16 protein-coding genes and 1 pseudogene are annotated in these 13,280 nt (G+C 68.6%); 3 read left to right on the top strand and 14 right to left on the bottom strand.

Going from position 1 to position 13,280, the window contains the following annotated elements:
- The 8 genes and pseudogenes from RMP08_RS08805 to paaI all read right to left on the bottom strand — a co-directional run.
- Nucleotides 1-482: pseudogene (locus RMP08_RS08805) on the bottom strand (pyruvate dehydrogenase); the annotation flags it as partial.
- Nucleotides 475-1,680 carry an amino acid aminotransferase gene (locus RMP08_RS08800; protein ID WP_310468621.1) on the bottom strand — a complete coding sequence of 402 codons (1,206 nt, stop codon included), beginning with the start codon at nt 1,678-1,680 and terminating at the stop codon, nt 475-477. The pseudogene RMP08_RS08805 and the gene RMP08_RS08800, both read right to left, overlap by 8 nt.
- An 18-nt stretch (nt 1,681-1,698) precedes the next feature.
- Nucleotides 1,699-2,772 carry a ferredoxin--NADP reductase gene (locus RMP08_RS08795; RefSeq protein WP_310468620.1) on the bottom strand — a complete coding sequence of 358 codons (1,074 nt, stop codon included), beginning with the start codon at nt 2,770-2,772 and terminating at the stop codon, nt 1,699-1,701.
- 6 nt (nt 2,773-2,778) lie between these two features.
- On the bottom strand, nt 2,779-3,603 hold the full coding sequence (gene paaC, locus RMP08_RS08790; RefSeq protein WP_310468619.1) for a 1,2-phenylacetyl-CoA epoxidase subunit PaaC: 825 nt from the start codon (nt 3,601-3,603) through the stop codon (nt 2,779-2,781).
- Nucleotides 3,603-3,884 (bottom strand): 1,2-phenylacetyl-CoA epoxidase subunit PaaB, encoded by a 282-nt coding sequence (gene paaB, locus RMP08_RS08785; protein ID WP_310468618.1) that lies wholly within the window; start codon nt 3,882-3,884, stop codon nt 3,603-3,605. Before paaB ends, paaC begins: the two co-directional genes overlap by 1 nt.
- Nucleotides 3,881-4,864, bottom strand: a complete 984-nt coding sequence (paaA, locus tag RMP08_RS08780; protein ID WP_310468617.1) for a 1,2-phenylacetyl-CoA epoxidase subunit PaaA — start codon at nt 4,862-4,864, stop codon at nt 3,881-3,883. The genes paaB and paaA overlap by 4 nt, the downstream gene beginning before the upstream one ends.
- Before the next feature lie 31 nt (nt 4,865-4,895).
- The gene (locus RMP08_RS08775; RefSeq protein ID WP_310468616.1) at nt 4,896-5,396 is read right to left on the bottom strand and encodes a GNAT family N-acetyltransferase; all 501 of its coding nucleotides are present in this window, start codon (nt 5,394-5,396) and stop codon (nt 4,896-4,898) included.
- Nucleotides 5,377-5,799 carry a hydroxyphenylacetyl-CoA thioesterase PaaI gene (gene paaI, locus RMP08_RS08770; protein WP_310468615.1) on the bottom strand — a complete coding sequence of 141 codons (423 nt, stop codon included), beginning with the start codon at nt 5,797-5,799 and terminating at the stop codon, nt 5,377-5,379. Before paaI ends, RMP08_RS08775 begins: the two co-directional genes overlap by 20 nt.
- Before the next feature lie 25 nt (nt 5,800-5,824).
- Between paaI and paaG the strand changes: the two genes are divergently transcribed.
- Nucleotides 5,825-6,604, top strand: coding sequence for a 2-(1,2-epoxy-1,2-dihydrophenyl)acetyl-CoA isomerase PaaG (gene paaG, locus RMP08_RS08765; protein ID WP_310468614.1), 780 nt, complete (start codon nt 5,825-5,827; stop codon nt 6,602-6,604).
- 12 nt (nt 6,605-6,616) lie between these two features.
- Here paaG and RMP08_RS08760 read toward each other — a convergent pair whose 3' ends face one another.
- Nucleotides 6,617-7,906, bottom strand: a complete 1,290-nt coding sequence (locus RMP08_RS08760; protein ID WP_310468613.1) for a L,D-transpeptidase family protein — start codon at nt 7,904-7,906, stop codon at nt 6,617-6,619.
- A gap of 157 nt (nt 7,907-8,063) precedes the next feature.
- Here RMP08_RS08760 and paaZ point away from each other — a divergent pair, with 157 nt between their 5' ends.
- Entirely contained in the window at nt 8,064-10,085 is a 2,022-nt protein-coding gene (gene paaZ, locus RMP08_RS08755; RefSeq protein WP_310468612.1) for a phenylacetic acid degradation bifunctional protein PaaZ, read from the top strand.
- Here the strand turns inward: paaZ and RMP08_RS08750 are convergent.
- Entirely contained in the window at nt 10,066-10,989 is a 924-nt protein-coding gene (locus RMP08_RS08750; protein WP_310468611.1) for a tetratricopeptide repeat protein, read from the bottom strand. The two genes, paaZ and RMP08_RS08750, sit on opposite strands and share 20 nt — an antisense overlap.
- Before the next feature lie 164 nt (nt 10,990-11,153).
- Here RMP08_RS08750 and RMP08_RS08745 point away from each other — a divergent pair, with 164 nt between their 5' ends.
- Nucleotides 11,154-11,582, top strand: coding sequence for a CBS domain-containing protein (locus tag RMP08_RS08745; protein ID WP_310468610.1), 429 nt, complete (start codon nt 11,154-11,156; stop codon nt 11,580-11,582).
- A 1-nt stretch (nt 11,583) separates the two neighbouring features.
- Here the strand turns inward: RMP08_RS08745 and RMP08_RS08740 are convergent, their stop codons facing one another.
- The 4 genes from RMP08_RS08740 to atpB form a co-directional block, all read right to left on the bottom strand.
- Nucleotides 11,584-12,138 (bottom strand): hypothetical protein, encoded by a 555-nt coding sequence (locus RMP08_RS08740; RefSeq protein ID WP_310468609.1) that lies wholly within the window; start codon nt 12,136-12,138, stop codon nt 11,584-11,586.
- Entirely contained in the window at nt 12,131-12,622 is a 492-nt protein-coding gene (locus RMP08_RS08735; protein ID WP_310468608.1) for an ATPase, read from the bottom strand. The genes RMP08_RS08740 and RMP08_RS08735 overlap by 8 nt, the downstream gene beginning before the upstream one ends.
- An 18-nt stretch (nt 12,623-12,640) precedes the next feature.
- The gene (locus tag RMP08_RS08730) at nt 12,641-12,877 is read right to left on the bottom strand and encodes a F0F1 ATP synthase subunit C (protein WP_187537588.1); all 237 of its coding nucleotides are present in this window, start codon (nt 12,875-12,877) and stop codon (nt 12,641-12,643) included.
- 25 nt (nt 12,878-12,902) lie between these two features.
- On the bottom strand, nt 12,903-13,280 hold a 378-nt coding region (gene atpB, locus RMP08_RS08725; protein ID WP_310468607.1), incomplete at its 5' end, for a F0F1 ATP synthase subunit A.

Here is a 13,280-nt window from a genome sequence, read left to right as displayed (position 1 = left end):
CCGCCCAGCACCAAAGCGATCGCGTCGTCGGGTCCCTCGCTAAGTACCTCTGATTTATACTTGATCGACTGTGCCCAGCCCGCCGCGGGCGTATATTGCGCGCCCACTCCGCCACACATCGGCAGCGCGTGGGCGCCGCCGGGGTTGGGGTAGTTGAACACCACGCCGATATCGCGGCCGTCGGAATAACCGCCCGCGAGCCCCATGCCCGAGCCGAGCGCGTCGGCCAGCGGAACGTCCAACGCGAGCAGCAGCGGCCGCGAGCGATAATAGCCGCACACCGCGTCGCCGTCCTTGAGCTGAAGCCCGAGCAGCACCTGCGCCAAATCATGCCCGCGCGCGGAAAACTGATAAAGCACCTTCTTGGCGGGGACGAGCTCCTGCTCCTCCAGCCGGTCGAGCTCGCGGCTGGTGAGGACGAGCCGGGCGACCTCGCGCCAATCGACCTCGGCAGCGACGCGGCCGGGGTCGCGCTCAGCCATCGAGCGCCTCGGTGACGGCGGCGAGGAAGCGTGGCAGCGCATCGTCGCTCATCCCGACCACGTTGAAGCGCCCGCTGTCCGCCATGTAGATGGCGTGGCGCTCGCGCAGCGCGACGACCTGCTCTTTCGACAACGGCAGCATGGAGAACATGCCGAACTGGCGGCCGATGTAGGCGAGCCGCGGGTCGGCGGCGGCGATGCGCCGGCGGACGTCGTTGATGCGCGTGCGCATCGCCTCGAGCTCGATCAGCCACGCGGCGCGAAGGTCGGCGTCGTCGAGGATGATGCGCACCGCGGCGGCGCCGTGGTCGGGCGGCATCGACCACATTTCGCGGGCGAGCTGGAGCACGTGCGCCATCGCGGTCTTGCTCGCGGCGGGCGCCGCGGTCTTGACGAACAGGCTGCCGACGCGGTCGCGGTACACCGAGAAATTTTTGTCGCAGCTTTGCGCGACGATCACCTCGTCGCAGGCGTCGAGGATTCCGCGCAGCCCGGCAGCGTCCTCCTCCAGCCCGCGCCCAAAGCCCTGGTAGGCAATGTCGACCAACGGCAGCAGGCCGCGCTCGGCCACGATCCGCGTGACCTCGGCCCATTGGCCGGCGTCGAGGTCGGCACCAGTCGGGTTGTGGCAGCAGCCGTGGAGCAGTGCGACATCCCCGGCGCGCGCGGCCTTCAGCGCCGCGACCATGTCGTCGAAGCGAATCTCGCGGCTGTCGCGCTCGTAATAGGGGTAATCGACGATCTCGAGCCCGACACCCTCGATCACCGGCTGGTGGTTGGGCCAGGTCGGGCGGCCGACCAGCACGCGGGCGTCAGGGTTGGCGGTGGCAACCAGCTCGAAGCCGAGGCGCAGCGCGCCGCACCCGCCGGGGGTCTGGAGCCCGGCGATACGCTCGTCGCCGGCATGGCTGCCGAGCAGGATCGGGCGGATCAGATCTGTAAATCGGATGTCGCCCGACCCGCCGAGATAGGATTTGCTGTCCTGGGTGGCGAGCAGGCGCGCTTCGGCGGCCTTCATCACCTTGAGGATCGGGGTGCGGCCGGAGGCGTCGCGGAAGACCCCGACGCCGACGTCGATCTTGTCCTCGCGCGGGTCGGCCTTGGCCATCGCGATCAGCGCCAGCAGGCTGTCGCTGGTGACCGGGGGCAAGTCGGACAGGCCGCGGGGCCTAGTCGGAGTGGCGGTTTCGCTCAGCATGGGCCGCGTCTAGCGCGACTAAGCGTCGTAATCCACCGCCACCCCGTCGCCGTCGGGGACCGACTGGCAGGTCAGGATGTAGCCCGCGGCGACCTCCTCGTCGGTGAGGCCGTAGCGTGCCGCCATGGTGACCTTTCCGGACGTGACCTTGGCACGGCAAGTGGCGCACACCCCGGCTTTGCACGCGAACGGCGCGGGCAGGCCGGCGGCGCGCGCCGAGTCGAGGATGTTTCCCTGAGAGAACGCCACACGGCGGGTGCGGCCGTCGAGGGTAACCGCGACTTCGGCGCCCGCCGCTTTGGTCTGGAGCGCCGCCATTTCCTGCGCCAGTGCGTCGGGCGGTCGGTCGGCGGTGAAGCGCTCGATGTGGATTTTGTCGTTGGTGACATTGCGGTCGAGCAGGGCCCCTTCGGCTGCGTCCATCATCGGGCCGGGTCCGCAGATGAACCAGGCGTCGACCGCGGCGGGATCGCCGACCAGGTTCAAGATCGCCTCGTCGCAGCGGGCGCGGTCGAGCATGCCGTTGAACAAATCGACGTCGCCCTCCTCCTCGGCGAGGAAATGGTGGAGCGAAAAGCGGCCGAGGTAGCGGTCCTTCAAGTCCGCCAGCGCGTCGAGGAAAATGACGGAGGCGGAGTCGCGGTTGCCGTAGAGCAGGGTAAAATCGCTCCCCGGCTCGAGCGACAAAGCGGTGCGTATGAGCGAGATTACCGGGGTGATCCCTGACCCGCCGGCGATCCCGACATAGGAGCGTGCCGCCGCGGGGTCGAACGCCGTCGTGAACGAGCCGTGCGGCGGCATCACCTCGAGCGTGTCGCCAGGCTTAAGGGAATCGCCGACCCAGTTCGAAAACAGCCCGCCGGCGACGCGCTTGACGGTGACCATCCAGTCGCGCTCGGCGGGCGCGGTGCACAAAGAATAATTGCGCCGCACTTCCTCGCCGCCGATGTCGGCCTTGAGCGTGAGATGCTGCCCGGCGCGGAACGCGAACGCCGGCTCGAGCTCGGGCGGCATGGCGAAGCGGATCGAATTGGCGTCGGCGGTTTCGGGCACCACCTCGGCCACCGTCAGCGGGTAGAAATGCGCCGACACGCCTCCCTACCACACCGCGTCGGGGTAGGTGCGCGGGACATATTGCATCACCGCCAGCAAGTGGCCGAGATGCTCGCTGTGGTGGCCGCGGCGCCCGCCGAGGATGGCGCGCTGGTCGGGCGGGACAGCAAGCTTCGCGTCGGCCAACACTGCGGAGAGTGCGGCGCGATACTCGGCTTCGAATGCGCGCGGGTCCGGGGCAATACCGCGCCCGATCAGGTCGGCGAGATGCTCGTCGACGTCGAACAATTCAGGGATGAAGCGCCAGCACCAGTCGAGGCCGTCGGCCATGCGCTTGGCGCTCTCCTCGGTGCCGTCGCCGAGCCGCACCACCCATTCGGCGGCGATCTCGCGGTGATAAGCGATTTCCTTGATCGCCTTCGCCGCAAAGCCGGCGAGGAAGGCGTCGGGCGACGTGGTCATCCGCTCGAGCAGCATGTGCTGCCACGTCGCGTATAGAAAATGGCGCGCGATGGTGCGGGCGAAGTCGCCGTTGGGCTGCTCGACCAAAAGGCAGTTGCGGAAATCGAGCACGTCGCGGTGGAACGCGAGCTGGTCGGCGTCGCCCGCCTCGCCCAGCAGCAACGTCGCCTGACCGACCAGGTCGAGCGCGAGGTTGGCGAGGCTCAAGTCGACCTCGAGCACCGGCGCATGCCCGCACCATTCCGACAAGCGCTGCCCGAGCACCAGCGCGTCGTCGCCCAGCCGCAGCAGATAATCGTGCCGCGCCGCGTCGTGCGGCCCCTCCCCCGGCGCGTCGAATGCCCCACGCGGCGGCTTGGCCGCGGCGCGCACCTCGACGTCCTTCTCGATCGGCGGCAGCGACGGCATCAGATGTGCTTCACTTCATCCGGGATGTCGTAGAACGTCGGGTGGCGGTAGATCTTGTCCGCCGCGGGCTCGAACAACGGCCCGGCTTCGGCGGGGTCCGAGGCGATGATCTCGGCCGACGGCACCACCCACAGGCTGACCCCTTCCTGGCGCCGGGTATAGGTGTCGCGGGCATGGCGCAGCGCGAGTTCGGCATCGGGCGCGTGGACGCTGCCGACATGGCGGTGCGCCATCCCGCCCTTCGAGCGCACAAACACTTCCCACAGTGGCCAGTCGCTCACGCCGCCGCGGCTTTTTCGCGCCGCTTGGCTTCATGCGCGGCGGCGGCCTCGCGCACCCACGCGCCGTCGTCCCACGCGGCGCGGCGCGCGGCCATGCGCTCCTTGGCGACCGGACCTTCGCCGCGCACCACCGCGTAGAATTCGTCCCAGTCGATCGCGCCGAAGTCGTAGCCGCCTTTTTGCTCGTTCCAGGCAAGGTCGGCGTCGGGCACCCGCAATCCCAAAAACTCCGCCTGGGGTACGGTGATGTCGACGAATTTTTGGCGCAAATCGTCGTTGGTGTCGCGCTTGATCCGCCACCGCATCGACTGCGCCGAGTTGGGCGAATTGTCATCGGGAGGACCAAACATCATCAGGCTCGGCCACCACCAGCGGTCGAGCGCGTCCTGCGCCATGCGCTTCTGCTCGGCATTGCCATTGGCCAGCGCAATCATGATCTCATAGCCCTGGCGCTGGTGGAAGCTTTCTTCCTTGCACACCCGGACCATGGCGCGGGCATACGGTCCATAGGATGTCCGCTGGAGCGGCACCTGGTTCATGATCGCGGCGCCATCGACCAGCCAGCCGATCGCCCCCATGTCGGCCCAGGTCAGCGTCGGGTAATTGAAGATCGTGCTGTACTTTGCTTTGCCCGAGTGAAGCGCCTCGATCATCTCTTCCCGCGAGGTGCCGAGCGTCTCCGCCGCGCAATACAGATACAGCCCATGCCCCGCCTCGTCCTGGACCTTGGCGAGCAGGATCGCCTTGCGACGCAGCGACGGCGCGCGCGTGATCCAGTTTCCCTCGGGCAGCATGCCGACGATCTCGCTGTGCGCGTGCTGCGAGATCTGCCGCACCAAAGTGCGCCGGTAGGCCTCGGGCATCCAGTCCTTGGGCTCGATGAACTCGTCCGCAGCGACCCGCGCCTCGAACGCGTCCAGCAGCGCGGGGTCCTCGATGCCCTGGACGGCCGCGCTCTTGCTTAATTCGGTGGTGTACATGCGACTGATGTAGCGCGTGCGGACCCCGGCTTCAAACCTGCGCTGTGCGATCGTCCCGGCAAGCGAGTTTCTTGCGCATGAAAAGCCGCACGCAGTCGCGCGGAGACTGCTCGAGTTCGCCGAACACTTGGTAGCTGAGCCCCTCGTAGAACGGCCGCGCCTGGAAATTGAAGGTGGTCAGCCACGCCCCGACGCACCCCCGCTCAATCGCCAGCGCCTCGGCCTCAAGCATCAACCGGGTGCCGAAATCATGGCCGCGCATAGCGTCGGGAACCACCAGAAACTCGACGAACAGCCAGTCGTAGACGGTCTTCCCCCACAATCCGCCGACCGTTTTCCCGTCGCCGTCCTTGAGCAGCACGGCGACGGGCAACATGTCGGCGGGATAGCCGTGGTCGGCGTTGAAGGCCGACAACGCGCCCAAAATGGCGGCGCGATCGGCCTCGGCCGGCGCGTTGCTGGCCTCGATCGTCGCTCCTTCGCTTGCTGCGCCGTCCACCAGTTGCTCCTGTTTAATCAACCAATGACCCACCGATCGTCCGCGAATAACCGGTAAATTCGGCGACCGCACGGCCATCTGATGTCCGCACCGCGACGCGGGTCACCCCGCTGCGGCCCTCGTGGGCGAGTTGCTCGGCTTCGGCGACCAACGTCTCGCCCGCGGCCGCCTGGCCGAGGAAGACAATCCCCGCCTGCGCCGCCACCGCGCGCTCGTTGCGGCCGTTGCAGACATAAGCGAAGGCGGTGTCGGCAAGCGCGAAGATCATCCCGCCGTGGGCGATGCGGTGGCCGTTGAGCATGTCGTCGCGCAAGGTCATCGACAGCCGCGCATAGCCGGCGCGAACTTCCTCGATGACGATCCCCCACGCCGGCCCGGTGCCCTCGGCGGCGAGCATCGACTGCGCGACCTTCGCGGCCAGATCGTTTGCGTCCATGCCCCCTCCTTGGCTAGGCGCGGGCATGGCTTACGAGACAATCGACTGCAAGGCGGACGGCGCGATCGCGCGCATCACCTTGAACCGCCCCGACCGGCTCAACAGCTTCACCAAGGCGATGCACGCCGAATTGAAGGATGCGCTGGCCAAGCTCGGCGAGGCCCGCGTCATCATCCTCACCGGCGCCGGGCGCGGCTTCTGCGCCGGGCAGGACCTCAACGACCGCGCGGTGGCGCCGGGCGAGGCGGTCGATCTGGGCGACACCGTCGAGGCCAGCTGGAACCCGCTGGTCCGCACCCTCGCCGCGCTGCCGCAGCCGGTAATCGCTCGGGTCAACGGTGTTGCCGCCGGCGCCGGGGCCAATATCGCTTTGGCGTGCGACCTGGTCGTCGCCGCCAAGTCAGCAAAATTCATCCAGAGCTTTTCCGCGCTGGGCCTGATCCCCGATTCGGGGGGCAGCTGGCATTTGCCGCGGCTGATCGGCCAGGCCCGCGCGCTCGGCCTCGCGCTGACCGGCGAGCCGCTACCCGCGGAGAAAGCGGCCGAGTGGGGCCTGATATGGAAATGCGTCGAGGACGAGGCGCTCGACCGCGAGGTCGATGCGCTGGCGGCCAAGCTGGCGTCGCTCCCGCCGCTCGGCCTCGCCGCGATCAAGGCGCTGATCCGCACCAGCGGATCGCGCACCCTCGACCAGGAACTCGACCTCCAGCGCGACGAGATGCGCCGCCTCGGCTTCACCGCCGACTATCGCGAAGGCGTCGCCGCCTTCCTCGAGAAGCGCCCGGCCAAGTTCGAAGGGCGCTAGGATCGCGGCGGCTTAGGTCGCCGACGCGATCCTGCTCGCCGGGCCGAACATCTGCGGCATCGCCAAAGCGTCGAGGCCATAGGGGTCGGGCCGGAACGTGACGCCATTGGGCGACGCGGCGACGGTCAGGTAGGTCAGATAGATCGGCACCGGGCGCGGCAGGTCGAACTTCTGCTCGAGCGGCGAGGCTGGTTGCGGCACGTTGCCGAACACCCAGCCGGCGAAGCGGCGGTAATCCTGCAGCCGCACGCAGCCGTTGCTGAGCCAGCGGTCGTCCTTGGCGAACAGCTCCTTGTGCGGCGTGTCGTGAAGGTAGATGCCGTAGTCGTTGGGCATTTCGAACTTCATTTCGCCCATCGAATTCCACGGCCCCGGCAGCTGGCGAACGAGGATCGGGCTCTTGCCTTGTGCGACCCGCTTCCAGTTGATCGTCTTGGGATCGACCAGTTTGGCGTTGGCGGTCCAGTCCGACAGCACCTCGTAGTGGAAATCCTTGAGGTAGGAGAGCCCCTGGGTGTTGACGCGCTTGGCGGTCAGGCTCTGGATCAGCTCGGGCGGGACGTTCCAATAGGGGTTGGCCTTGGCGCTGCGCATCAGCACCGCCATCATCGGGGTCTTGGTCTTGGCGGTGCCGACCACCACCCGCATGCGGTCGGCGAGGCGGTCGCGGCTGAACAGATAGGTCTCCGCCGCGCCCGAATCGACCACCACGAAGCGGTCGAACGTACCATTGGTCGGCAGGCGGTAGGCGCGCTCCATGTTGATCGCGATGCGCTGCGCATAATGGGTCGCGCCGCGGTTGAGCGAGGCGATCGTCGCCCGGCCCGCGATGCCGTCGGCCGGGGCCAGCCCGTGGACCGCCTGATAGGCGGAGACCGCCTGCGCCACGCGCTCGTCATAGCCGCCGCCGGTCGGCAGGCCGAGCCGCGCGCGCAGCGTGGCGACGCGCGGGCCGGTCGAGCCGCGCTTGAGCGCCGGCCCGGGGCGGATTGCGACCTGCGGCAGCCGGCCCCACGTCGCCTGATACTGCTGAAGGCCGGCGGCGAGGTCCTGGAACAGGATGTTGGGTCCGGCGCGCTGCCCGCGCGAGGCGCGGTTGAACACCCGCGCCAGCCAGTTCTGCGGGCGCTGGCGGCGCCTGGCGACGCTGCTCATCTGCGGGTCGACATAGACGAAGTCGATGCCCTGCTTGATCGTGCGCGGCACCGCGACCGGCTCATCGCCGCGCGGTTGGGCCGACAGCGGGGTGGCCAGCGCGGCGGCGGCGATGGCGGCCAGCGCCAGGCGAAACTTGATCTGCATAGATTTTTCACGCGGCCGCAAAGCCGCTTCCCGTGGTGGCGTTCCCAAAGCAAACTCCTAGCGGCCGATTGGGTTTCGCGCACCTGAACGGCGTGGTCTATGGCGCGGCCAGCCGATTCTCGACCGGGACGCGTTCGCCGCACACCAGGGGAAAAGTATGAAGACCGCCCAATTGCTCAATTATACCCGCGACACGTGGATTGCCGGCGACGGCACTCTCGCCGAGCTGACCAGTGCGATCGACGGCGCGGCGGTCGCCACTACCGGCTCGGGCGGGGTCGATTTCGGTGGGATGCTGGCCCACGCCCGAACGGTCGGCGGCCCGGCCCTGCGCGCCCTCACCTTCCACCAGCGGGCGCGGATGGTGAAGGCGCTCGGGCTCGCGATCATGGCGCGCAAGGAGGAGCTGTACGAGCTCAATTACCTCACCGGCGCCACTCACAAGGACGGCTGGATCGACATTGAGGGCGGCGCCGGCACTTTGTTCTCCTTCTCGTCCAAGGGCCGCCGCGAACTGCCCGACGGCCATGTCCTGCTCGATGGGCCGCTCGAGGGCCTGTCGAAGACCGGCACCTTCATGGGCCAGCACATCTACACCCCGCTCCAAGGCGCGGCGGTGCACATCAACGCGTTCAATTTCCCGGTCTGGGGAATGCTCGAGAAGCTTGCCCCGACCCTGCTCGCCGGCGTCCCCGCGATCGTCAAGCCGGCCAGCTCAACCGCATATCTGTGCGAGGCGGCGTTCCGCGTGATGATCGAGGCCGAGGTGCTCCCCCCCGGCGCGATCCAGCTGATCGTCGGCGGGGTCGGCGATTTGTTCGACCATCTCACCGGCCAGGACGTGGTCAGCTTTACGGGTTCCGCGTCGACCGCACTGAAGCTGCGCTCGCATCCCGTGGTCCAGCGCGAATCGGTAAAATTCGTCGCCGAGCAGGACAGTTTGAACGCGTCGCTGCTCGGCCCCGACGCCGCGCCGGGGACGCCCGAGTTCGATTTGTTCGTGAAGGAGGTGGTGACCGAGATGACGGTCAAGGCGGGTCAGAAGTGCACCGCGATCCGCCGCGCGATGGCGCCCGCCGAGCATCTCGACGCGGTCGAGGCCGCGATCCGCGAAAAGCTCGGCAGCTGCCAGGTCGGCGACCCGCGCGACAAGGCGAGCCGGATGGGCGCGCTGGTCAGCCTCGCCCAGCGCGACGATGTGCGCCGCCAGATCGCCAAGCTGGTCGGCGCCGGGGCGCGAATTGTCTCGGGCGACCCCGACGCTTCGCCGGGAGTTGCCGGCGGCGCGTTCATGGATCCCATATTGCTGCGCACCGACGACCCGTGGGCGACCGCCGCGGTGCACGATGTCGAGGCATTCGGCCCGGTCTCGACCGTCATGCCCTACCGCGACCTCGATGACGCCATCGCGCTCGCCAACCGCGGCATGGGTAGCCTCGCGCTCTCGCTGTTCACGCATTCGCCCGACGCCGCGCGCGCTTTCGTCCGCGGCGCCGCCGCGTTTCACGGGCGGATGCTGGTGATCGACCGCACCAACGCCGCCGAATCGACCGGCCACGGCTCGCCGCTCCCCGTGCTCGTCCACGGCGGTCCCGGCCGCGCCGGCGGCTCCGAGGAAATGGGCGGCGTGCGCGGGGTCAAGCATTACATGCAGCGCACCGCGATCCAGTCGAGCCCGGCGATGATCGCCGCGATCACCGGCGCGTTCATCGACGGCAGCCCCAAGCGCGACATCGCGGTCCACCCATTCCGCAGGAAAATGAGCGAGCTGACCATCGGCGACACGCTCAAGACCGCCAGCCGCACCGTCAGCATCGCCGACATCGAGCATTTCGCCGAATTCACCGGAGACAAATTCTACGCCCATATGGACGAGGAATCGGCAAAGGCGTCGCCGATCTTCGAGGGCCGCGTCGCCCACGGCTACCAGATTCTGAGCTTTGCGGCCGGCCTGTTCGTCGACCCCGACCCGGGCCCCGTGCTCGCCAACACCGGCCTCGAGAATCTGCGCTTCCTGACCCCGCTCTACCCCGGCGATTCGATGCGCGTCGAGCTGACGGTGCGCTCGAAATCGCTCAAGTCCGAAGAGACCGGCGTGGTCCGCTGGGCGGTCGAGATCTTCAACCAGAAGGACGAACTGGTCGCGACCTACGATTTGCTCACCGAGAACGTGCCTTAGGCTCGAGCAATCGCAGCTCGCGCACGGCGGAGATTTTCCACACGTGGCGGGGCGCCACGATTTCCAGCGCGCGGCGGAAGTAACCGACGGCCGCTCCGTCCCGCCCCGCGATCAGTGCGAGCTGGCCGAGGAAGAACAGTGCCTCGCCGATCCGGCGGCGGTCGCCGCTCGCGCGGTCCTCGCCGGCGATCGCCAGCAGACGCTCGGCGGTGATCGCGCCGCGGGCAAAGTCGAGCACCGGCGCCGGCCACTCGGTGCCGGCCGCGGCGGCGGCGATCGGCGTTCCCGCCCGACCATGGGCGATCGTCCGCCACAGCGGCGCCGGCGCGAAACCCGGCTCGGCCGCTGCGACGCGGTCGAACCCCGCCGCGGCATCGGCGTAGCGCCCGGCGACGAACGCCCCGGTGGCGCGGTACCACTCGACCCACACCAATTGCGGATCGCGCTTGCCCGCCTCGGCCCAATCGCGCTCCGCGCCGGCTCCGTCGCCGAGCGACAGCCGCGCCGCGCCGCGCTCGAGCCAGGCGTAGGCGAGCTCGGGATGCGCCGCGAGCGCATGGTCGAAGTCGGCGATCGCCTCGGCGAAGCGGCCATGCTCGGCGCGCACCACGCCGCGATTGTAGCGGTAGCGCGCATTGCCGGGCTCGAGCCGCGCCGCCGCCTCGGCATGGGGCAGCGCCTCGGCATAATGTCCGGCGCTGTTGAGCAACGACCCCAGCGCGTTATGCGCCGCCGCATTGGCCGGATCGAGCGCGATGGCCTGACGGAAGGCAGCGATGGCCTCGGCGCTGCGGCCCTCGGCGAGCAGGCGCCGCGCGGTTTCGATCGCGGCCTGCGCAGGGGGAATAGCCGGAGCCGATGGCACCGCGCTGGCCGCCAGCACCGCCGCCATCAGCCACATCATTGATCCTCCGCTTGGTCGCGGCGACTGGATAGCGCGGTCGCCCGGCCGGGCCATCGCCGTTCGACCAACGGCCGCTCCGCCTCGGCCCGCAACGGGCGAGCCACGCAGGAACGTCCGCCGCCGGCCGTTCGTTGGCGCGGCAACTAATCCTTGGGAGAGACGCCATGAGAATCAGCGATGTGATGACGCGCGAAGTCGAGACCATCCGCCCCGACCAGACCGCGCAGGAGGCCGCCGCGTTCATGCTCAGCGCCGATGCCGGCTCGATCCCGGTCACCGAGGGCGACAAATTGATCGGCATGATCACCGACCGCGACATCGCGATCCGCGGCGTCGCCAAGGGCCACGGCCCCGACACCCCGGTGCGCGACCTGATGTCGACCGGGCTGATCTGCGCCCGCGAGGACGACGATGTGTCCGACGTCGCGTCGAAGATGAGCGACGCCCAGGTGCGCCGCCTGCCGGTGATCGACGGCAACGAGAAATTGGTCGGAATCGTCAGCCTCGGCGATTTGAGCCGCGAAACCGAAGGCGAGGACGCGCATCACGCGCTCGAAGGCGTCAGCGCGTCGGGCAGCCAGCACAAGCAGTAGCTTAGCGGCGGCCAAGCTCTCCGATCGCAGCGTCGACCAATTTAGCGTCCGCCGCGGCGTCGTTGCGCTCGGCAATCAGCTGGGCCGCAGCCCGCCGTGCGGCGTCGGCCGCGGTGGCGCGCAATTGCTCGACCGCGGCACGTTCCTCTGCGGCGATCTTGTCCTCGGCCATGCGGCTGCGGCGGGCGACCAGCGCCTCGGCGTCGTCCTTGGCCTTGGTCAGCAGCGCATCGGCCTCGTGGCGCGCCCGGTCGAGCAGCGCAGCGGCCTCGCCGTCGGCGGCCGCCGACTTGGCTTCATATTCGGCCTTCAACGCTTCGGCTTCCTTGCGCAGCGCTTCGGCCTCGGCGAGCTGGTCGCGGATCGCCGCGATCTTCTTGTCGAGCGCCTTGCCGATCGCGCCCGGCACCTTCTGCCAGATCATCACCGCGATCACGACCAGCATCGCCAGCCCGATGAACATCGGTGCGGTCAGCCCGTAGAAATTGGGCTCGACGTGCGGCGCGGCCGCGCCGTGCTCGACGCCCGCGGTGGTTTCGGCGTGCGGCTCAGCCATGGATCGTCCCCTGCACCGCGGCGCGGGCGGCGGATGCGTCGACCTTGGCGCCGGTCAGCTTGGCGACGAGGTCCTGCGCGGCCTCGGCGGCGACCGCCTCGAGCTCGCCGCGCGCGGCCTCGACCTTGGCGCGGATGCGCGCCTCGGCCTCGGCGATCCTGGCGCCGACCTCGCCGTCGACCACCTTCAATCGCGCCTCGGTCGCCTTGGCGCCTTCCTGGCGGGCGTTGTGCGCGAGCTGCATCGCTTCCGAGCGGCTGACGTCCATCCGCTCGCGATACGCCGCTTCGGTCGCCTCGGCCTCGTCGCGCGCGGCTTGCGCTGCGGCGAGGTCGGCGGCGATCTTGCCGTCGCGCTGGTCAACCGTCGCCTGGATCTTCGGCACCATCCCGCGGGCAATGCCGAAGTAGATGATGCCGAACACCACCAGCAGCCACAACAGCTGCGAGAAGAAGATATCCGATAGCTGGTTGATCTGGGGCATCGCGCCGGCAGCCGTGTGTTAGGCGCTGGGCGGCGCGTAGAGGATGATCATCGCGACCGCGAAGGCGATCAGGCCCAACAGTTCCGCGGCGGCGAAGCCGATGAACAGGCGGCCCTGCTGGCCATCGGCCGCGGCCGGGTTGCGCAGCGCGCTCTCGAGGAACGAGCCGAACACGTTGCCGACGCCGATCGCGGCGGCGCCGACGCCGATCGCCGCGAGGCCGGCGCCGATAACTTGAGCGGAAGTGAGATCCATGTCGAAAAACTCCTTTGGTCGAACTTTAGTGAAGGTTGATCGCGTCGTTGAGATAGAGCGTGGTCAGCAAGGCGAAAACGTACGCCTGAATGGCGCAGACTAGCAGCTCGAGCGCGGTCACGAAGATGATAAAGGCGAAGCTCAAAGCGCCGACGCCCCAGCCCATTGGTCCGCCGTTGAAGCCGGTGACGATGAAGCTGCCGAACACTTCCATCAGAATGTGGCCGGCGATCATCGCCACGAACAGCCGCAGCCCGAGGCTGAACGGGCGCACCATGAATGAAATGAACTCGATCGCCGCGATTAGCGGCACCATCACCTTGGGCGTGCCGTGGGGGATGAACAGGCTGAAGAAATGCAGCCCGTGGCGGGCGAAGCCGATGAACAGGCGGCCCTGCTGGCC

This window comes from Sphingomonas sp. (genome assembly GCF_031426035.1).
GTDB lineage: Bacteria > Pseudomonadota > Alphaproteobacteria > Sphingomonadales > Sphingomonadaceae > Sphingomicrobium.
The sequence above is the reverse complement of the archived record's forward strand: the minus strand, read 5'-3'. Positions and strand labels throughout refer to the sequence as shown.